General features: G+C 72.9%; 19 protein-coding genes. 16 read left to right on the plus strand and 3 right to left on the minus strand.

Going from position 1 to position 19274, the window contains the following annotated elements; genetic code table 11:
* Window positions 1-29: 29 nt before the first annotated feature.
* From ACFZCD_RS13025 to ACFZCD_RS13060, 8 genes are all read left to right on the plus strand, one after another.
* Window positions 30-770, plus strand: a complete 741-nt coding sequence (locus ACFZCD_RS13025) for an enhanced serine sensitivity protein SseB C-terminal domain-containing protein (protein ID WP_391830379.1) — start codon at window positions 30-32, stop codon at window positions 768-770.
* Between the two features lie 322 nt (window positions 771-1092).
* Window positions 1093-2091, plus strand: a complete 999-nt coding sequence (locus ACFZCD_RS13030) for an ABC transporter permease (RefSeq protein WP_391830000.1) — start codon at window positions 1093-1095, stop codon at window positions 2089-2091.
* Window positions 2092-2219: 128 nt separating this feature from the next.
* Window positions 2220-3992 carry an ABC transporter substrate-binding protein gene (locus ACFZCD_RS13035; protein WP_391830002.1) on the plus strand — a complete coding sequence of 591 codons (1773 nt, stop codon included), beginning with the start codon at window positions 2220-2222 and terminating at the stop codon, window positions 3990-3992.
* A gap of 128 nt (window positions 3993-4120) precedes the next feature.
* The gene (locus ACFZCD_RS13040; RefSeq protein ID WP_391830004.1) at window positions 4121-5119 is read left to right on the plus strand and encodes an ABC transporter permease; all 999 of its coding nucleotides are present in this window, start codon (window positions 4121-4123) and stop codon (window positions 5117-5119) included.
* An 80-nt stretch (window positions 5120-5199) separates the two neighbouring features.
* The gene (locus ACFZCD_RS13045) at window positions 5200-6288 is read left to right on the plus strand and encodes an ABC transporter ATP-binding protein (protein ID WP_391830380.1); all 1089 of its coding nucleotides are present in this window, start codon (window positions 5200-5202) and stop codon (window positions 6286-6288) included.
* 11 nt (window positions 6289-6299) lie between these two features.
* Window positions 6300-7349, plus strand: coding sequence for an ABC transporter ATP-binding protein (locus tag ACFZCD_RS13050; protein WP_391830006.1), 1050 nt, complete (start codon window positions 6300-6302; stop codon window positions 7347-7349).
* A gap of 38 nt (window positions 7350-7387) precedes the next feature.
* Window positions 7388-8047, plus strand: a complete 660-nt coding sequence (locus ACFZCD_RS13055; RefSeq protein WP_391830008.1) for a trimeric intracellular cation channel family protein — start codon at window positions 7388-7390, stop codon at window positions 8045-8047.
* Between the two features lie 78 nt (window positions 8048-8125).
* The gene (locus ACFZCD_RS13060) at window positions 8126-8959 is read left to right on the plus strand and encodes a thioesterase family protein (RefSeq protein ID WP_391830010.1); all 834 of its coding nucleotides are present in this window, start codon (window positions 8126-8128) and stop codon (window positions 8957-8959) included.
* A 46-nt stretch (window positions 8960-9005) separates the two neighbouring features.
* On the opposite strand, the gene ACFZCD_RS13065 is transcribed toward ACFZCD_RS13060, so the two are convergent.
* Complete coding sequence (locus ACFZCD_RS13065; RefSeq protein WP_391830012.1) at window positions 9006-9596, minus strand: TIGR03086 family metal-binding protein; 591 nt, start codon at window positions 9594-9596, stop codon at window positions 9006-9008.
* A 133-nt stretch (window positions 9597-9729) separates the two neighbouring features.
* Here ACFZCD_RS13065 and ACFZCD_RS13070 point away from each other — a divergent pair, with 133 nt between their 5' ends.
* Window positions 9730-10728 (plus strand): helix-turn-helix transcriptional regulator, encoded by a 999-nt coding sequence (locus tag ACFZCD_RS13070; protein ID WP_391830014.1) that lies wholly within the window; start codon window positions 9730-9732, stop codon window positions 10726-10728.
* A gap of 13 nt (window positions 10729-10741) precedes the next feature.
* Window positions 10742-11911, plus strand: coding sequence for a cysteine desulfurase family protein (locus ACFZCD_RS13075; RefSeq protein WP_391830016.1), 1170 nt, complete (start codon window positions 10742-10744; stop codon window positions 11909-11911).
* Here the strand turns inward: ACFZCD_RS13075 and ACFZCD_RS13080 are convergent.
* Window positions 11904-12548, minus strand: coding sequence for an N-acetylmuramoyl-L-alanine amidase (locus tag ACFZCD_RS13080; RefSeq protein ID WP_391830018.1), 645 nt, complete (start codon window positions 12546-12548; stop codon window positions 11904-11906). The two genes, ACFZCD_RS13075 and ACFZCD_RS13080, sit on opposite strands and share 8 nt — an antisense overlap.
* Before the next feature lie 242 nt (window positions 12549-12790).
* On the opposite strand from ACFZCD_RS13080, the gene mnmA reads away from it, so the two are divergent.
* A complete protein-coding gene (gene mnmA / locus ACFZCD_RS13085) occupies window positions 12791-13948 on the plus strand; it encodes a tRNA 2-thiouridine(34) synthase MnmA (protein WP_391830020.1) in 1158 nt (385 codons plus the stop codon).
* Window positions 13949-14020: 72 nt separating this feature from the next.
* Here mnmA and ACFZCD_RS13090 read toward each other — a convergent pair whose 3' ends face one another.
* Window positions 14021-14611 carry a hypothetical protein gene (locus tag ACFZCD_RS13090; protein ID WP_391830022.1) on the minus strand — a complete coding sequence of 197 codons (591 nt, stop codon included), beginning with the start codon at window positions 14609-14611 and terminating at the stop codon, window positions 14021-14023.
* Between the two features lie 223 nt (window positions 14612-14834).
* On the opposite strand from ACFZCD_RS13090, the gene ACFZCD_RS13095 reads away from it, so the two are divergent.
* The 5 genes from ACFZCD_RS13095 to ACFZCD_RS13115 all read left to right on the plus strand — a co-directional run bounded on the left by ACFZCD_RS13095 (window position 14835) and on the right by ACFZCD_RS13115 (window position 19271).
* A complete protein-coding gene (locus tag ACFZCD_RS13095) occupies window positions 14835-15374 on the plus strand; it encodes a TIGR00730 family Rossman fold protein (RefSeq protein ID WP_391830024.1) in 540 nt (179 codons plus the stop codon).
* Between the two features lie 27 nt (window positions 15375-15401).
* Window positions 15402-16091, plus strand: a complete 690-nt coding sequence (locus ACFZCD_RS13100) for an SDR family oxidoreductase (RefSeq protein ID WP_391830026.1) — start codon at window positions 15402-15404, stop codon at window positions 16089-16091.
* Between the two features lie 22 nt (window positions 16092-16113).
* Complete coding sequence (locus ACFZCD_RS13105) at window positions 16114-16566, plus strand: MarR family winged helix-turn-helix transcriptional regulator (protein ID WP_391830028.1); 453 nt, start codon at window positions 16114-16116, stop codon at window positions 16564-16566.
* A gap of 177 nt (window positions 16567-16743) precedes the next feature.
* The gene (locus ACFZCD_RS13110; protein WP_391830030.1) at window positions 16744-18213 is read left to right on the plus strand and encodes a DHA2 family efflux MFS transporter permease subunit; all 1470 of its coding nucleotides are present in this window, start codon (window positions 16744-16746) and stop codon (window positions 18211-18213) included.
* Window positions 18210-19271 carry a methionine synthase gene (locus ACFZCD_RS13115; protein ID WP_391830032.1) on the plus strand — a complete coding sequence of 354 codons (1062 nt, stop codon included), beginning with the start codon at window positions 18210-18212 and terminating at the stop codon, window positions 19269-19271. Before ACFZCD_RS13110 ends, ACFZCD_RS13115 begins: the two co-directional genes overlap by 4 nt.
* The last annotated feature ends 3 nt before the right edge of the window (window positions 19272-19274 follow it).

The following is a 19274-nucleotide window of genomic DNA, read 5'->3' on the forward strand; positions in this document are numbered from 1 at the left end:
GCGCGGGCGCGGAGAGCGGCGTGGAGCAGATGCTGCGCCAAGTGGCGCCCGGGCGGTACGACGCGTACGAGGCGCTGCTGCGGTCGCTGGCCGAGGGCAGGGTCTGGATGCTGCTCTGGCACGGCCAGGCCGGTTCCCCCGACGCCCAGTACGGCAACATGGAGGTCGAAGGCCTCGGCTACGCCCCGTGCGTGACGTCCGCACAGGAGCTGGCCGCCAGCGGCTGGAACCGCGCCCACGAGGTGATCTCCGGTCGCGCCGTCGCCGAGGCCCTCTACCCCGGCCGCTGGGGCCTGTGGCTCAACCCGCACGCGCCCGGCGGTGGTGTCGGCATCCCCTGGCTCGACCTGCGCCGCATCGCCGGCGGCCTGGACCGGCTGCCGGCCGGGCCGCTGCGCCTGAGCGAGCCCGCGGTCGAGATCCCGCAGTTCTACGCCCTCCTCGGGCAGAACGCCCACCGCACCCCGGCGGTGCGCTCGCTGCGCCGCGCCTGGGTGCAGCCCGCGCTCGGCAGCGCGTATCTGGCGATCGGCCTGGACCTCTACGACACGTCGCCGGGGTCCGTGGAGTCCGTGCGGCTGATGATGCAGCAGTCGGTCGGCGCGGTGCCGGACGGCCTGCCGGTGTCCACGGTCGCGATGTCGGACGAGCACGATCCGGTCGCGATGTGGATGCGGGCCAACGGCCGCCCGTTCTACGACCGCGACGCCCACGGGGCGCCCGCGGCGCCTTCCGGTTACGGCTATCCGCCGCAGACCGGCGCCTACTGACGGCCCTCCCCGGCCCCTATCCGGCCGCCCTTGTCCGCATAACGGAACTCTTCTCCACACATCACGGTTGCGCATCCTTTGCCAACCGGGTCTGGCGGGTGATCGCGGGGGCGTTGAAGACTCCCGCCACAAGGACTCCCGGTCCTGCGTACGACCTGCTCCGCGTGCACTTCCTGCAACTTCTTGCACTTCACGCACCATCGCACCTGTGTCGCACCTGCACCGCACTTCTCACGCACCTTTCGCACCAGTGATGTGAACCAGCCGCAAGCGCGGCGGGCGTTGGGCCGGCCCGTGCCGGCCGAGAGGGGTCCACCAGACGATGACGGCACCACTGCACGACACGGACGCGGCGCAGACCGCGGCCGTCGATGTCGCCGCCGACGTCCCGGCCGGGGCGATCGAGGGCCGCTCCCCCTGGCGGATCGCCTGGATCCGACTGAAGCGCGACAAGTTCGCCCTGGCCGGCGGCGCCGTCGTGCTGCTGCTCATCCTCGTGGCGATCTTCGCCCCGCTGATCGTGAGCGCGCTGGGCCACCCGCCCAACGAGTTCCACGAGGACCAGATCGACCCCCTCTTCAGCACGCCCAAGGGCGACTGGGGCGGCATCAACTCGGACTTCCTCTTCGGCGTCGAGCCCACGAACGGGCGCGACGTCTTCAGCCGCATCGTCTACGGGGCCCGCGTCTCGCTCCTGGTGGCCTTCCTGTCGGCCGTCGTCGCGGTCTTCCTCGGCACGGTGTTCGGCATCGTCGCCGGCTTCTTCGGCGGCTGGGTCGACGCGGTGATCAGCCGGGTCATGGACCTCCTGCTGGCCTTCCCGCAGCTGCTGTTCATCATCGCGCTGGTCTCGGTGGTCCCCGACTCCCTCTGGGGGCTGACCGGTTCGGGCGTGCGCATGGGCGTGCTGATCGCGGTGATCGGCTTCTTCGGCTGGCCCTACATCGGGCGCATCGTGCGCGGCCAGACGCTCTCGCTCAGAGAGCGGGAGTACGTCGAGGCCGCGCGCAGCCTGGGGGCCGGCCGGGGCTACATCCTCTTCCGCGAGCTGCTGCCCAACCTGGTGGCGCCGATCACCGTCTACACCACGCTGATGATCCCCACGAACGTCCTCACCGAGGCCGCCCTCAGCTTCCTCGGTACCGGAGTCAAGCCCCCCACGGCATCGTGGGGCGAGATGCTCGCCAGAGCCGTCGACCACTACGAGGCGGACCCGATCTTCATGATCATTCCGGGTCTCGCCATCTTCGTCACCGTCCTCGCCTTCAACCTCTTCGGCGACGGTGTCCGGGACGCTCTGGACCCGAAGGGTTCGCGCTAGGCCCGCCCGGGGGCCCGTGCCCGCCGATCCGCTCGTGTCCCACCGCCCCTGTCGGTCCGTCAGGAGGCTCTGTCCGCAAACCCGCCGGCCCGTTCCCGGGCGGCGACGATCACGGAGGTCGCGACACCTTGAGAACACAGAGAACTTCGAGGCGGAGGCCCGCCGCGGGGGCGGCCCTCGTGGTCGCGGCCCTGGTCACGACGGCCGCCTGCGGCGGCGGTGGCGGCGGCAAGAGCGGCGGGGACGGCAAGGGCCCGGGCTTCGACGCCGCGGTCGACAAGATCGCCAGCGCGTCGGACAAGAAGGGCGGCGAGCTGAAGTTCATCGGCACGCAGGACGCCGACTCCTGGGACCCGCAGCGCGGTTACTACGGATTCATGTGGGACTTCGCCCGCTACTACACGCGCACGCTGGTCACTCCCAAGCCCGCGGCCGGTGCCGCGAGCTCCACGGTGGTGCCGGACATGGCCACCGACACCGGCAAGGTCTCGGACGACAAGAAGACCTACACCTTCACCCTCAGGGACGGGCTGACCTGGGAGGACGGGCAGCCGGTCACCACGCAGCAGATCAAGTACGGCATCGAGCGCACCTGGGCCACCGACAAGATCTCCGGCGGTCCCACCTGGCTGATGCAGGTCCTGGACCCCGACAAGACGTACAAGGGACCGTACAAGGACGAGAGCAAGGACAAGCTCGGGCTGAAGGCGATCGAGACGCCGGACGAGAAGACGATCGTCTTCAGACTCCCCAGGCCCAACGGCGACTTCCTGCAGATGCTCGCGCTGCCCGCCGCGGCCCCGGTCCGCCCGGACAAGGACACCGGCGAGCGGTACGGCCAGAAGCCGTTCTCCAACGGGCCGTACAAGTTCGTCTCCTACACCCCGAACAAGGGCCTCGAACTGGTCCGCAACGACCAGTGGAAGAAGGAGTCCGACCCGGTCCGCAAGGCCCTGCCGGACAAGATCTCGGTCGCCCTGATCACCAACGCCGACGACATGGACAACCGGCTGATCAAGGGCGACTACGACGTCGACCTGAACGCCACCGGGATGGGCTCGGCGGGCCGCCAGAAGGCCCTCAAGGAGCACAAGGGCAACATCGACAACCCGCAGACCGGCTTCATCCGGTACGCAGCCTTCCCGAAGACCGTCGCCCCGTTCGACAACGAGCACTGCCGCAAGGCCGTCATCTACGGCGCCGACCACACCTCGCTGCAGACCGCGCGCGGCGGCCCCCAGGCGGGCGGCGACCTCGGCATCAGCATGCTGCCGCCGGTCGTCAAGGGCTTCGACGCCGGCTACGACCCGTACAACATCAAGGCGGGCAAGCCCGACGTGGCCAAGGCCAAGGAGGAGCTGAAGGCCTGCGGCAAGCCGGAGGGCTTCAAGACGACGATCGCGGTGCGCAACAACAAGCCGCAGGAGGTCGCCTCCGCCGAGTCGCTGCAGGCGTCCATGAAGGCCATCGGCATCGACGCGCAGATCGACAAGTACGACGGCGCCCAGAACAGCGGCATCATCGGCTCGCCGAAGAACGTCAAGGCCAAGGGCTACGGCATCATCATCATGGGCTGGGGCTCCGACTTCCCCAGCGGCCAGGGCTTCCTCCAGCCCATCGTCGACGGCCGCTTCATCCAGCAGAGCGGCAACCAGAACTACCCCGAGCTCGACGACCCCGCCGTCAACAAGCTCATCGACGACGGCATCGCGGAGACCGACCCGGACAAGGCCGGGAAGATCTACCAGGAGGCCAACAAGAAGGTCATGGAGGGCGCCTGGTACCTGCCCTTCACCTACGAGAAGAACATCATCTGGCGCAGCTCCCGGCTGACCAACGTCTACACGGCCGACGCCTACAACGGCCGCTACGACTACGTCTCGCTGGGCGTCGTCAAGTGACAGACCGTCCGCTCCGCCGGCGCACCCGCCGCTAGGCCCGAAGGGCAGGTGAGGGCCGAGCGCGACGGCCGGGGACGCCCCCCTCTTCCCCAGGGGGGCGCCGCCGGACCGCCGCCGGGCCGACCGCAGTGTTCGCTTATATCGTCAGGCGGCTGTTCGCCGTCATCGTGATGCTGCTCGTGGTCATCCTGGTGACCTTCGGCATCTTCTTCGCGATCCCGAAGTTCACCGGGACCGACCCCGCGCTGATGTACGTCGGCAAGCAGGCGGACCCGGCGGCCATCGAGGGCATCCGGCAGAAGCTGGGGCTCGGCAAGCCGATCCTCGAACAGTTCTGGAACTTCGTCACGGGCCTCTTCGCCGGCCGGGACTACGTCAGCACCGGGGACTCCGTCCACTGCCCGGCGCCCTGCTTCGGCTACTCGTTCCGGCACGAGAGCCCCATCTGGCCCGAGCTGACGAGCCGGCTGCCCGTCACCCTCTCGCTCGCCGGCGGCGCCTGCGTGCTGTGGGTGACCGGCGGCGTCCTGACCGGCGTCGTCTCCGCCCTCAAGCGCGGCACCGTCTGGGACCGCACCGCCATGACCGTGGCGCTCAGCGGCGTCTCGCTGCCGATCTACTTCACGGCCCTGCTCTCGCTCGCCGTCTTCAAGTACAAGCTCGGCTGGGTCGGCGGCGAGTACACGTCCTTCGCGGACGACCCCGGGAGCTGGTTCGGCGGCCTGATCCTGCCCTGGGTCACCCTCGCCTTCCTCTACGCGGCGATGTACGCGCGGCTGACGCGCGCCACCATGCTGGAGGTGCTCGGCGAGGACTACATCCGCACCGCCCGCGCCAAGGGGCTCGCCGAACCCGTCGTCATCGGCAAGCACGCGATGCGCTCCACCATGACCCCGATCCTCACCGTGCTCGGCATGGACCTCGGGGCGCTGGTCGGCGGCGCCATCCTCACCGAGACGGCCTTCAGCCTGCCCGGCCTCGGCCAGGCCGCGGTGGCGGCGATCAACGAACGCGACCTGCCGATGATCCTCGGCGTCACGCTCATCACGGCCTCCGCCGTCGTCTTCGCCAACCTGGTCGTGGACCTCCTGTACGCAGTGATCGACCCCCGAGTGAGGCTCTCGTGACCACCGTCCCCGCCCAGGGCCCGGGGGACGCCCCCGCCGGCAAGGGCGTCCCCGCCGCAGGAAAGCGCGGCCGCACCGCCGTGGAGGCCGTGTCCGCGGGACCGCCCCCCACGGCCTTTCTCGAAGTGCGCGACCTGCGCATCCACTTCCCCACCGACGACGGCCTGGTCAAGTCCGTCGACGGGCTCTCCTTCCAGCTGGAGAAGGGCAGGACGCTCGGCATCGTCGGCGAGTCGGGCTCGGGGAAGTCGGTCACCTCGCTCGGCATCATGGGCCTGCACACCGTCGGCCAGTACGGGCGCGGCAAGGCCCGCATCTCCGGCGAGATCTGGCTCGACGGCAAGGAGCTGATGACCGCCGGGCCCGACGAGGTGCGGCGGCTGCGCGGCCGCGAGATGGCCATGATCTTCCAGGACCCGCTCTCCGCCATGCACCCGTACTTCACGATCGGCCACCAGATCACCGAGGCGTACCGGGTGCACCACCCCGGCGCCGGCAAGAAGACCGTCCTCAAGCGGGCCGTCGAACTGCTGGACCGCGTCGGCATCCCGCAGCCGGACCGCCGGGTCGACGACTATCCCCACCAGTTCTCCGGCGGCATGCGCCAGCGCGCCATGATCGCCATGGCGCTGGTCAACAACCCCGAGCTGCTCATCGCCGACGAGCCGACCACCGCCCTGGACGTGACCGTGCAGGCGCAGATCCTCGACCTCATCCGCGACCTGCAGAAGGAGTTCGGCTCGGCGGTCATCGTCATCACCCACGACCTGGGCGTCGTCGCCGAGCTGGCCGACGACATCCTGGTGATGTACGGGGGCCGCTGCGTGGAGCGCGGGCCCGCCGAGCAGGTCTTCTCCGAGCCCCAGCACCCGTACACCTGGGGCCTGCTCGGCTCCATGCCGCGCATCGACCGCGAGCAGACCGAGCGGCTGATCCCCGTCAAGGGCTCCCCGCCCAGCCTCATCAACGTGCCGTCCGGCTGCGCCTTCAGCCCGCGCTGCCCGTACGCCGACGTGCCCCCGGGCGGCATCACGCGCACGGAGCGGCCCGAGCTGCGCCTCGTCACGGGGGACGGGGCCGGGGCCGGCGGCCGGCACTGGTCCGCCTGCCACCTGCCCCAGGAGGAGCGGACCCGCATCTGGACCGAAGAGATCGCGCCCAAGCTGTGAAGGACCACGAGATGACGATTCCCGGGCAGCAGGCGCCGCCGTCCGACGGGCCCGAGGCCCTCCTCACGGTCGAGGGCCTGGTCAAGCACTTCCCGATCACCAAGGGGCTGCTGCGCCGGCAGGTCGGCGCCGTCCAGGCCGTGGACGGCCTCACCTTCGACGTCCGCACGGGGGAGACCCTGGGCGTGGTGGGGGAGTCCGGCTGCGGCAAGTCCACCATGGGGCGGCTGATCACCCGGCTGCTGGAGCCCACGGGCGGCCGGGTCGCGTTCCGGGGCAGGGACATCAGCCACCTCGGGGTGGCCGGCATGCGCCCCATGCGGCGCGACATCCAGATGATCTTCCAGGACCCGTACTCGTCGCTGAACCCCCGGCACACCGTCGGCACCATCGTCGGCGCGCCCTTCAAGCTGCAGGGCATCACGCCGGAGGGCGGGGTGAAGAAGGAGGTCCAGCGGCTGCTGGAGCTGGTGGGGCTCAACCCGGAGCACTACAACCGCTATCCGCACGAGTTCTCGGGCGGCCAGCGGCAGCGCATCGGCATCGCGCGGGCCCTCGCGCTCAAGCCGAAGCTCGTCGTCGCCGACGAGCCGGTCTCCGCGCTGGACGTGTCGATCCAGGCCCAGGTGGTCAACCTGCTCGACGACCTCCAGGACGAGCTGGGTCTCACGTACGTGATCATCGCGCACGACCTGTCGGTCATCCGCCACGTCTCGGACCGCATCGCCGTGATGTACCTCGGCAAGCTCGTGGAGCTCACCGACCGCACGTCGCTCTACACGAAGCCGATGCACCCGTACACCAAGGCGCTGCTCTCGGCGGTGCCGGTGCCCGACCCGAAGCGGCGCACCAAGCGGGAGCGGATCCTGCTCAAGGGCGACGTGCCCTCGCCGATCTCGCCGCCGCCCGGCTGCCGCTTCCACACCCGGTGCTGGAAGGCGACCGAGGTGTGCAAGGTGCAGGAGCCGCCGCTGGTGGCGCTCGAACCGGGGCACCAGGTGGCCTGCCACCACCCGGAGAACGCGCCGGAGCCGGCCGTGGCGGGGGCGACCGGAGGATGAGCGTCCGAAACGGTGTCCGGGCCGAGTAAGAATGTCTGGTGCTCACCGACCTGTTCAGTCCCTCCGTCCAGCATTCGCTGGACATCGCCGGGATCTTCGTCTTCGCGATCTCCGGCGCGCTGCTCGCCGTGCGGAAGAACTTCGACGTCTTCGGCATGGCGGTGCTGGCGGAGGTCACGGCGCTGGGCGGCGGGCTGATCCGGGACGTGATCATCGGAGCCGTGCCGCCCGCGGCCTTCACCGACCTCGGTTACTTCCTCACGCCGCTGCTCGCGACCGTGATCGTGTTCTTCCTGCACCCGGAGGTCGAGCGGATCACCAAGGCGGTGGGGGTCTTCGACGCCGCGGGCCTCGGGCTGTTCTGCGTCACGGGCACGGTCAAGGCGTACGGGCACGGGCTCGGTCTCGTCTTCGCGGCCACGCTGGGGCTGGCCACGGCGGTCGGCGGCGGCGTGCTGCGCGACATACTCGCCCACGAGGTGCCCTCGCTGCTGCGCTGGGACCGCGACCTGTACGCCGTGCCGGCCATGGTCGGCGCCGCACTGGCCGCGCTGCTGCTCCGCTTCGGCGCGCTGGACGGCCCGACGTACGCGGTGCCCGTGGTGACGGCGTTCGTGCTGCGGCTGCTCGCGATGCGCTTCCACTGGCGCGCGCCGCGGGCGTGGCACCGGCGGAGCGCGGCCGCCGAAGAGGTCTGAGGGGCGCCGCACCGGCCGGTCGTTGATCCTTCACCCGGAATCTACCCATGAGTAACTTCGGGGTGTAGCGTGACCGGCATGGCACAGGCGATCATCGGTGACAGCGAATTCGACCGCGACACCGCGGTGACCACCCGCGGCCCCGGCGTGCACGACGCCGCACTCCCCGCCGGGTGGACCATCAACGGAGCGGTCAACGGCGGCTTCCTCCTCGCCCTGCTCGGCCGGGGCCTGGCGGCGGAGCTGCCCCACCCCGACCCGTTCACCGTCACCGCGCACTACCTGTCCGTCTCCCGGCCCGGCCCCGCGGTCCTCCGCACCCAGACCGTGCGCACCGGCCGCGCCCTCTCCACCGGCCAGGCCTCCCTCCTGCAGTACGACGAGGACGGCGGCGAGGTCGAGCGGATCCGCGTCCTCGCCACCTACGGCGACCTCGGCGACCTCGGCGACGACGTCCGCACCACGGCCAAGCCGCCCGCCCTCCCCCCGTACGAGCACTGCCCGGGCAGCGAGGACGGCGACGGCTCCCACCCCCTCGCCGAGATCGCCCGCCGCCTCGACATCCGCCTCGACCCCGCCACCGCCGGCTGGGCGGCCGGCGCGCCCAGCGGCCGCGGCGAGATGCGCGGCTGGTTCGGGCTCGCCGACGGCCGCCCCATGGACCCGCTCGCCCTGCTGCTGGCGGTCGACGCCCTCCCGCCCACCACCTTCGAGATGGGTCTGACCGGCTGGGTCCCCACCGTCGAGCTGACCGCCCACATCCGCTGCCGGCCCGCCCCCGGGCCCGTCCGCGTCGCCGTCACCACGCGCAACCTCGCGGGCGGCTTCCTGGAGGAGGACGCCGAGATCTGGGACAGCGAGGACCGGCTCGTGGCCCAGTCCCGGCAGCTGGCGGTGGCACCGAGGCGCTGAGCGCCGCGGCTCTCCCGGACCCCCGTACCCGGAGAACCGTCCGGGGCTACGCCACCTCGCGGCCCAGCCACGCCGCCAGGCGCGCGTACGCGTCCGCGCCCTCGGGCGCGGGCCGCACCGGCCCGAACGGGACCCCGGGCCCCCGCCGGTCCGCCGGCAGGAACCGCTGCGCCCAGCCCAGGGCGAGCTCGGCGAGCTCCTGGTCGAGGGGGAGCGGGTGCCCCAGCGCCTGCGACAGGTCCCAGGCGTGCGTGACGCTCTCCAGCACCATCCCCGACGTCAGGTACACCGCCCCCGGGAACGTCCCCCACTCCACGCTCACCGGGCGCTCCAGCGTCGCGTCGTCCGCCCACGCAGCCGTCAGCCGCTCCCGCGCCGCCCCGTAGGCCCGGCCCCAGCCGTCGTCCGCGACGTCCGTGGGCGGCTTGCTCCACTCCACCGCGCCGGTCTCGCCGAGCTGCGCACCGTCGATCGCGCCCGCCACGAGATGCCCCAGCAGGGCCCGCACGTCGAACTCCGTGCACGGGGTCGGGTCGCCGAGCCGCTCCGCGGGCACGGCCTCGATCAGGGCCGCGATCTGAGCGACCGCGCGCTCCAGGAGGGGGCGGGGGTCCGTGGGGGCAGCGGTGCCGGTCATGGGTGACTCCAGGTGTGAACGGTCGGGCGGCCGCCGGGCAAGCGACGGGTCCGCCGGGAACACGCAGAGCATCCCGCCCTAACCTGACAACCCCCGTCAGGTTTTCCCCCGGCCCCGGGGTCATCCTTGAGCGGTGAAATCCGACCGCCTGCTGTCGACCCTGCTGCTCCTCCAGACCCGCGGCCGCGTGCCCGCCCGCGAACTCGCCGACCGCCTGGAGGTGTCCGTCCGCACCGTCTACCGCGACGTCGAGTCCCTCTCCGCCGCCGGCGTGCCCGTCTACGCCGAGCGCGGCCGGCACGGCGGCATCGCGCTGCTGCCCGGCTACCGCACGGACGTCACGGGACTCACCGCCGACGAGGCCCGCGCCCTATTCGTGCTGGGCACCCGCAGCGCCCACGCCGACCTCGGCCTCGACGGCGCCCTCGGCTCCGCCCTGCGCAAGGTCATGGCCGCCCTGCCCGCCCCGCACCGCCCCGCCGCCGAGGCCACCAGCCGCCGCATCCTCGTCGACCCCGTCCGCTGGCTGGGCGGCCCCGCGCCCGCGCCGGCCGTCGACGTCGGCGAACTGCAGGCCGCCGTCCTCACCGACCGGCGGCTGCGCCTGCGCTACCGGCACGGGGGCCAGGAGCACCCCCGTACGTACACCGTCGACCCCTACGGCCTCGTCGCCAAGGCAGGCGTCTGGTACCTCGTCGCCGACCGGCGGGCCCGCCCGCAGCTCTTCCGCACCGACCGCGTCGCCGCCGTGACCGTCACCCCGGACCCCGTGCGACGCCGGGCCGGCGTGGAACTCGCCGACGCGTGGGACGTCCTGCGGCGCGAGGTCGAGCAGCGGCCGGCGGACGTGCGCGTCACGGCCACCGTGCGGCGCTCGCGGCTCGACATGTTCCTGCGCCTCCACGGCCCCTCCGTCGCCGCCCCGCCCTCCGCCGGCGACCCCGCCACCGTCGAGCTCCGCCTGCCCGAACTCCGGTCCGCCCGCGCCCTGCTGTCCTTCGGCCCCGACGTCGAGGTCCTCTCCCCGCAAGAGGTCCGGGACGACCTGGCGGGGGTGGCGGCGGCGACGGCGGAGCTCTACCGGCGCCCGGGGGCCGGAACGCCCGGTGCCGTTCCCGGACCGGCCTCGTAGAATCGTCCCCACCATGGCCTACCTCGACCACGCCGCCACCACCCCGATGCTCCCGGAGGCGGTGCAGGCGATGACCGCCCAGCTCGCCCTCACCGGAAACGCCTCCTCGCTGCACGCCGCCGGGCGGCGCGCGCGCCGCACCGTCGAGGAGGCCCGCGAGTCCCTCGCCGCCGCGCTCGGCGCGCGCCCCAGCGAGGTGGTGTTCACCGCGGGCGGCACGGAAGCCGACAACCTCGCCGTCAAGGGGCTGTACTGGGCGCGCCGGGCCGCCGACCCCGCCCGTACGCGCGTCCTGGCCAGCCCCGTCGAGCACCACGCGGTGCTCGACGCGGTCGACTGGCTCGCCGAGCACGAGGGCGCGACGGTGGAGTACCTGCCGGTCGACTCCTGCGGGCGCGTGCACGCCGACGCCCTCCGCGAGGCCATCGCCCGCAACCCCGGCGACGTCGCCCTGGCCACCGTCATGTGGGCCAACAACGAGATCGGCACCGTCATGCCGGTGCACGAACTGGCGGCCGCCGCGGCCGAGTTCGGCGTGCCCCTGCACGCCGACGCCGTCCAGGCCTTCGGGCAGCTCGACGTCTCCTTCGCGGACTCCGGGCTCGCCGCCATGACCGTCAGCGGCCACAAGGTCGGCGGGCCGTACGGCATCGGCGCCCTGCTCCTGGGCCGCCAGTACGCCCCCGTGCCGCTGCTCCACGGCGGCGGCCAGGAGCGCCACGTGCGCTCCGGCACGCTCGACGTGCCCGCCGTCGCCGCCTTCGCCGTCGCGGGCGAGCTGGCCGCGGCCCGGCGCGCGGACTTCGCCCGCGAGGTCGGCGCCCTGCGCGACCGGCTCGTCGCCGGGGTCCGGGCCGCCGTCCCGGACGCCGTCCTCGGCGGCGACCCCGACCCGGCCGGCCGCCTGCCCGCCAACGCCCACTTCTCCTTCCCCGGCTGCGAGGGCGACTCCCTGCTGCTCCTCCTGGACGCCCAGGGCATCGAGTGCTCCACGGGCTCCGCGTGCACCGCGGGCGTGGCCCAGCCCAGCCATGTGGTCCTCGCCACGGGCACCGACGCGGACCTGGCCCGCGGGACGCTGCGCTTCTCCCTCGGGCACACGTCCACGGAGGACGACGTCCGTGCCGTGACGGAGGCCATCGGGCCGGTGGTGGAGCGGGCGCGCTCGGCGGGCCTCAGCTAGCGGCGGCCGCCGCCCGTACGAGCCGCAGGTAGCGGTCCCAGTCCCAGTGGGGGCCGGGGTCGGTGTGATCGGTCCCCGGCACCTCGGAGTGGGCGACGATGTGCGTGCGGTCCACGGGTATCCCGTACCGGGCGCAGACACCGGCCGCGAGCCGGGCGGAGGCGGTGTACATGGCGTCCGTGAAGTCCGCGGGCCGGTCCACGTAGCCCTCGTGCTCGATGCCGACGCTGCGCTCGTTGAACGCGCGGTTGCCCGAGTGGAAGGCCACGTCCAGCTCGCGGACGGTCTGCGCGACGTGCCCGTCCTTGCGGACGACGTAGTGCGCGGCCGCCCGGTGCAGGGGGTCGCGGAAGACGCGGAGGGCGTCGCCGTAGCCGCCCTGGACCACGTGGACGACGATGCGGTCGACCGCGTAGTCGTCCGGCCGCTCCGCCCGCCGCCAGTTCGCCGACGAGGCGGCGGCCCACTCGGCGCCGGGGTGGTCGACGGCGCCGTCGGTACGGGGTCTCTCCCGCCCGGACACCCGCCACCACCACCGCTCGATCCCGTCCCGCCCGGCATACCCGGCAGCCGCGGCAGCGAGGGCGGCACCTCCCCCGACGATCACCTTCCGCCGCGAGATGTGCTCCCCATCCACGTGTGCCCCCCTGCTGTGCGCGTTCCCCTCTCTCCCCGAAACGCGCACGGGCCTGCGGCCGGTTCCGGGCAAGCACTTTCCGCCGCGACGGCGAGCAGCCGGGACGGTGCTGTCCGGCGGTGCCGGCCGGCATCGGGCTGTCCGGTGTCGCCGGGCACCGAGGGGCGCCCCACGCCGTATCGGCACCCCCTCCGAAAACCCCCGCGCCACGGCGCCAGCCGCCCCCGTACTCTGGTAGGGCTATGACTGACTTCCCCGGTGCCCCCGATCCCCAGGCCCCCCGCAAGGGGCTCCGCGTGCTCGCTGCCATGTCCGGGGGTGTGGACTCCGCCGTGGCCGCGGCCCGCGCCGCCGAGGCCGGGCACGACGTGACGGGCGTGCACCTCGCGCTGTCCGCGAACCCGCAGTCGTTCCGGACGGGCGCCCGCGGCTGCTGCACCATCGAGGACTCCCGCGACGCCCGCCGCGCCGCGGACGTGATCGGCATCCCCTTCTACTGCTGGGACCTGGCGGAACGCTTCCGCGAGGACGTCGTGGAGGACTTCGTCGCCGAGTACGAGGCCGGCCGCACGCCCAACCCCTGCCTCCGCTGCAACGAGAAGATCAAGTTCGCGGCGCTGCTGGACAAGGCGCTCGCCCTCGGCTTCGACGCCGTGTGCACGGGCCACTACGCCACCGTCGTCGTCAACGAGGACGGCACCCGCGAGCTGCACCGCGCCAGTGACATGGCGAAGGACCAGTCCTACGTGCTCGGCGTGCTGGACGACCGGCAGCTGGCCCACGCGATGTTCCCGCTGGGCGACACGGTCACCACGAAGGACGAGATCCGCGCGGAGGCGGAGCGCCGCGGCCTGGCCGTGGCGAAGAAGCCCGACAGCCACGACATCTGCTTCATCGCCGACGGCGACACCCGCGGCTTCCTGGCGAAGCGCCTGGGCAGGGCCGAGGGCGACATCGTCGACGAGACCGGCGCGAAGGTGGGCACGCACGAGGGCGCGTACGGCTTCACGATCGGCCAGCGCAAGGGTCTCCGCATCGGCCACCCGGCCCCGGACGGCAAGCCGCGCTACGTCCTGGACATCTCGCCGGTGAACAACACGGTGACGGTGGGCCCGGTCGAGGCCCTCGACGTCACCGCCCTGACCGCGATCCGCCCCCGCTGGTGCGGCGTGGCCCCGCAGGGCCCCGGCACGTACACCGCCCAGCTGCGCGCCCACGGCGGCGAGACCGAGGTGTCCGCGGAGCTCGTCGGCGAGGAGCTGCGCGTCCGCTTCACCGAGCCGGTCCGGGGCGTGGCCCCCGGCCAGGCGATCGTGCTGTACGACGGCACGCGCGTGGTCGGCTCGGCGACGATCGCGACCACCGAGCGCGCGGCGGCGCAGGCGGCGCACAGCGCCTGACCGCACCCCCGCCCCGCATGCCGAAAGCCCCCGCGCGCCCGGCCGGGCGCGCGGGGGCTTTCGGCGCACCCGTTACGACTTGGTGCGCATCACGTTGTTGACCTCGCACTTGCCGCTCACGCTGGCGCCCGCCTTCGGCACGTACACCTGGGACACGTCCTGCGTGTCGGTCTTGCCGGGGCCGACGAAGGGGATGGTGCGGTTGCGGGTGCCGATGACGGTGCCGTTCGAGTCGGTGAACTTCACCGCGAACGTGTACGTGTAGTTGTCCGTCAGGCTGGGGTTGGTGACGCTGATCTTCGCGGTGATGCCGCGGGCGTCGCTGTAGTCACAGCTGACGATCCTGAGGTCGCGCGAGGCGTCCGCGTTGCTGCCACCGGTGGTGGTGCCGCCGGAGGTGAGTCCGCTCGTCGTCGAACCGCTGCTCGTGGAGCCGCTGGTGGTGGTGCCGCCCGTCGTGAGGCCCCCGTCGGTGCTCGTGCCGCCGCTGGTCGTGCTGCCGGTCGTGCCGCCCGTCGTGCTCGTACCGCCCGAGGTGGAGCTGCTGCTGTGGTGGCCGGAGCTGCCACCGCTGCAGCTGGCGCCGTGGTGACCGCGGGCTCCGGTCAGGGCGACGACGGCGATCCCGAAGACGGCGGCCGCGCGGACATGACGAAGCTTCACTGGAAATTCCCCCGATAATTGGCCGGAAACAGCGCCTGTTGAGCGCCCCGCTGACGAGTGCACGTCACGCTAACAGCGCACTTACAAGGCTCCAAACCAGGCCGCTCCCTGTGACGAACCCGCAACCGAACGGGGCCGTAACGGGGACAGGAAAGGGGCCGAAAACGGCCCACAGGGGCCCGGGCGGTGCGACCCCGTACGGACGCCCCGTACGGTGGCGTTCATGAACATCGCAGTCTTCTGTTCCGCCGCCGACCTCGACGCCCGCTACACCGCTCCCGCCCGCGAGTTCGCCGAGCTCATCGGCCGCGGCGGGCACACGCTCGTGTGGGGCGGCTCGGAGTCCGGGCTGATGAAGGTCATGGCGGACGGGGTGCAGGAGAGCGGCGGCCGGCTGGTCGGCGTGTCGGTCGAGTTCCTCGCGGCGCGGGCCCGCCGGAACGCCGACGAGATGGTCGTCACCCGCGATCTCGCCGAGCGCAAGGCGCAGTTGCTCGCCCGCGCCGACGCCGTCGTCATCATGGTCGGCGGCACCGGCACCCTGGACGAGGCCACGGAGATACTGGAGCTGAAGAAGCACGGCATCCACGACAAGCCCGTCGTCCTGCTCAACACGGCGGGCTTCTACGACGGCCTCAAGGAGCAGTTCCAGCGCATGGAGGGCGAGGGCTTCCTCCCCCTTCCGCTGACCGCCCTCGTGTTCTTCGCGGAGGACGGGGTGGGCGCCATGGCCTACCTGGAGGAGTCCGCAGGTCTGCGATAGTCCGCGCGGTAGGGCAAGCTGGCTCCCATGGCAACACATCTGATCACCGGGGCCGGCTCCGGCATCGGGGCGGCGGTCGCGCGCCGGCTCCTCGACCGGGGCGACGAGGTCCACCTCTTCGCGCGGGACGCGGGCCGGGCCAGGGAGCTGGCGGCGGAGTTCCCGGGTGCCCGCACCCTCGTGGCCGACCTGTCCAACCCCGACCGGCTCTCCTGGGCGCTCGACAAACAACCGCTGCCGGACCGCGTCGACACGCTGCTGCACATCGCGGGCGTCGTCGACCTCGGCACCGTCGGCGAGCTGACGCCGAAGACGTGGAACAGCACGCTGGCGGCCAACCTGGTTTCCCCGGCGGAGCTGACCCGGCTCTTCCTGCCGCAGCTGCGGGTGACGAAGGGGCACGTCGTCTTCGTCAACTCGGGCGCGGGGCTGAACGCCCACGCCACGTGGGGCGCGTACGCCGCGAGCAAGCACGGCCTGAAGGCGCTCGCCGACTCGCTGCGTGCCGAGGAGCACGCGGCCGGCGTGCGCGTCACCAGCGTCTACCCCGGCCGCACCGCGACCCCCATGCAGGCGAAGGTGCACCAGCAGGAGGGCAAGCCGTACGACCCGGCGCGGTGGATCGACCCCGAGTCCGTCGCGACGACGATCCTCCTCGCCGTCGACCTCCCGCGCGACGCGGAGATCAACGACCTGTCCGTCCGGCCCGGCCGCTGACGCGGCGGCGTACGCTGACGGCATGAGCAGCAGCGCAGTGCAGGACACCGCGGCCGTCGGGTGCTCGGTCAGGGAGATACGCGCCCTGGTCGTCGAGCTCAACAAGCGCATGGACGCGCATCAGCGCGGGCGCAGCGCCGAGTTCGACCTCACGCCGACGCAGGCGAAGGCCCTGGAGGAACTGGGGCGGCCGAAGACGGCGCGCGAACTGGCGGCCGTCCTGTGCTGCGAGCCGCCGAACGTCACCTACGTCATCGACAAGCTGGAGAAGCGCGGCCTGGTCGTGCGCGAGCCGCATCCGCAGGACAGGCGGGCCAAGCAGCTCGTGCTGACCGAGGCGGGGCGGGAGTTGCGGCTGGAGCTGCTGCGCCGCATCGGGCGCGACTCGCCGCTGGACCACATGTCGCACGAGGAGCGGGCGCTCCTGCGCGACCAGCTGGCGAGGGCGCTGGACGGAGCGCAGACCGGGATCTGACGCGTCCGGGATCTGACGCGTCCGGGATCTGACGCGTCCGGGATCCGGCGCATCCGGGATCCGGCGCGTCCGGCCGTGGAGCCCCCGGGGGATGTCCCCCGGGGGCTTCCGTATAGCCCTCGCAAAGTTATAGCTGTAATGATTGCGTGTGTAATCGATACAGCTTTAACTACTTTCATGATCGCTCAGTCTCGTGCGCAGGAGGCCCGGCCCGCGGCCCCCGCAGCCGCCCCCGCCGCCCCTGCGGCCCCCACGGCTCCCGCAGCCTCCGCAGCCGCCCCCGCCCGGCCCGGGCTCACCCTCTTCACCCTCGCCCTCGGCTTCGTCCTGGCCGCCCTGGACGTCACGATCATCAACGTCGCCGGCTCCTCCCTCCGGGCGGGCCTCGGGCTCTCCCTCTCCGGCCTGACCTGGGTCGTCAGCGGCTACGCCCTCACCTTCGCCGCCCTCCTGCTCCTGGCCGGCTCCCTCGCCGGCCGCTACGGCGCCCGCCGGACCTACCTCGCCGGGCTCGCCCTCTTCACCGCCGCGTCGCTGCTGGCCGCGGCCGCGCCCGGGGCCGGCGTCCTGATAGCGGGGCGGGCCCTGCAGGGCGCCGGTGCCGCCCTGTTCATGCCCAGCTCCCTGACGCTGCTCCTCGCCGCCTTCCCCGGCAGCCGCGAGCGGGCCCGCGTCCTCGGCCTGTGGTCCGCGATCGTCTCCGTGGCCGCCGGTGCGGGCCCGGCCGCCGGCGGCCTCCTCGTCGGCGCGTTCGGCTGGCGCTCGGTCTTCCTGGTCAACCTGCCCCTCGGCCTCCTCGGCCTCGTGCTCGCCCGCCGCTTCGTCGCGCCCCTGCCCGGCCGGCCCGCCCCGCTCGCCGCGGCCGGCCACGCGCTCGGCCTGCTCGCCCTGGCCGCCCTCAGCTTCGGGCTGATCGAGGGCCCGGATCTGGGCTGGGCCGCGCCGCGGGTGCTGCTGCCGCTCGCCGTGGCCGTCCTCGCGGGCGCCGCCTTCGTCGTCCGCGAGCGCCGCGCCGCGCACCGCGTCCTGCCCCGTGCGCTCTTCTCCGACGCCCGCTTCCCGGCCGCCAACGCCATCGGCTTCCTCTTCAACTTCGGCCTCTTCGGCGGGCTGTTCATGCTGGGTCTCTTCCTGCAGAACGCCCGCGGGGCGAGCCCCGTACAGGCCGGCCTGGAGCTGCTGCCCGTCCAGGCCGTCTGGCTCCTCGGCAACGTCCTCTACGCCAGGATCGGCCCCCGCCTCGGCAACCGTGTGATCCTCACCGTCACCCTCGCCACCTCCGCCGCCGGCACCGCCGCCCTGGCCCTGACCGTCTCGCCCGGCATGCCGTACTGGGTGCTCGCCGGCGTCCTCGCGGTGCTCAACGCCGGCATCGGCATGGCCTCCCCGGCGATGACCGGCGCCACCATGGAGTCGGCCGGCACCGAGCACTCCGGCATCGCGGGTGCCGCGCTCAACGCCAACCGCCAGATCGGCTCCCTCGTCGGCGTCGCCGCGGTGAGTGCCGGGCTCGCCGCCACGGACGGCTGGTACCCGGGCGCGGCGGCCTCCTTCGGGATGACCGCGGGCGCCTACGCGGCGGCGGGGCTGGTCGCCTGGCTCGGCCTGCGCACCGGCCGCCGTACGCCCCGTAGGCTTCCTGCGTGAGCGAGAAGAGCAATAACGAGCAGGGGACCGGCGGCCGTCCGGCCGGCGAGGGAAAGAGCTGGGGCGCCGCGGCGGCCACCGGCATCGGATCGATGCCCGGGGGTGACGCCCGGGAAGCCGCGAAGACCGTCACCGGGTCCCTGGAGGCCCTGCCGTACCTCCCGGAGCTGCCCGCCCGCGGCCCCGGGGCCGACATGACCGGCCGCACCACCGGCCTGCTGGTCGACGTCTACGCGCACGTCGAGCCCAGCGGATGGCGCATCAGCGACCGGCCGGGGCGCGACACCAAGCGCGCCCGCTCGTGGCTGGGCGAGGACCTCGACGCCCTGGAGGAGTACACCCAGGGCTACGAGGGGGCGCTCAAGGTCTCGGCCGTCGGCCCCTGGACCCTCGCGGCCGCCCTGGAGCTGCGCGGCGGCGAGGCCGCGCTCGGCGACCCGGGCGCCTGCCGCGACCTCACGGCCTCCCTCGCCGAGGGCCTGCGCGACCACCTCGCCGACGTGCAGCGGCGGGTGCCCGGCGCCCGCATCGTGCTCCAGCTGGACGAGCCGTCCCTCACCGCCGTCCTCACCGGGCACGTGCGCACCGCCAGCGGGTACCGCACCTACCGGGCCGTCGACCGGACCGTGGTCGAGGGCGCCCTGCGCGACCTCGTGACGGTGGCCCGCGAGACCACCGGCCAGGCGCCCGTCGTGCACTCGTGCGCCCCCGGCGTGCCCTTCGCGCTGCTGCGCCGCGCCGGATTCCAGGGCATCTCGTTCGATTTCTCGCTCTTCACCGAGCGTGAGGAAGAAGCGGTGGGAGAGGCGGTCGAGGCGGGTACCGCGCTGTTCGTGGGCGTGGTGCCCGGCACGGACGGCCCGTTGTCAGACCCTGCCGGTAGCGTCATGGGTGTCAGGACGCTGTGGCGCAGGCTGGGGCTGGCACCGGAGACTCTCGCGGAGTCCGTGGTCGTCACTCCCTCGTGCGGTCTCGCGGGCGCTTCGCCCGCATATGCCCGCACGGCCCTCGCGCACTGCGTCCGGGCGGCGAAATCACTCGCAGACAACCCTGAGTGACGG

The sequence above is a fragment of the Streptomyces sp. NPDC008001 genome (assembly GCF_042958085.1).
Taxonomy (GTDB): Bacteria; Actinomycetota; Actinomycetes; order Streptomycetales; family Streptomycetaceae; genus Streptomyces.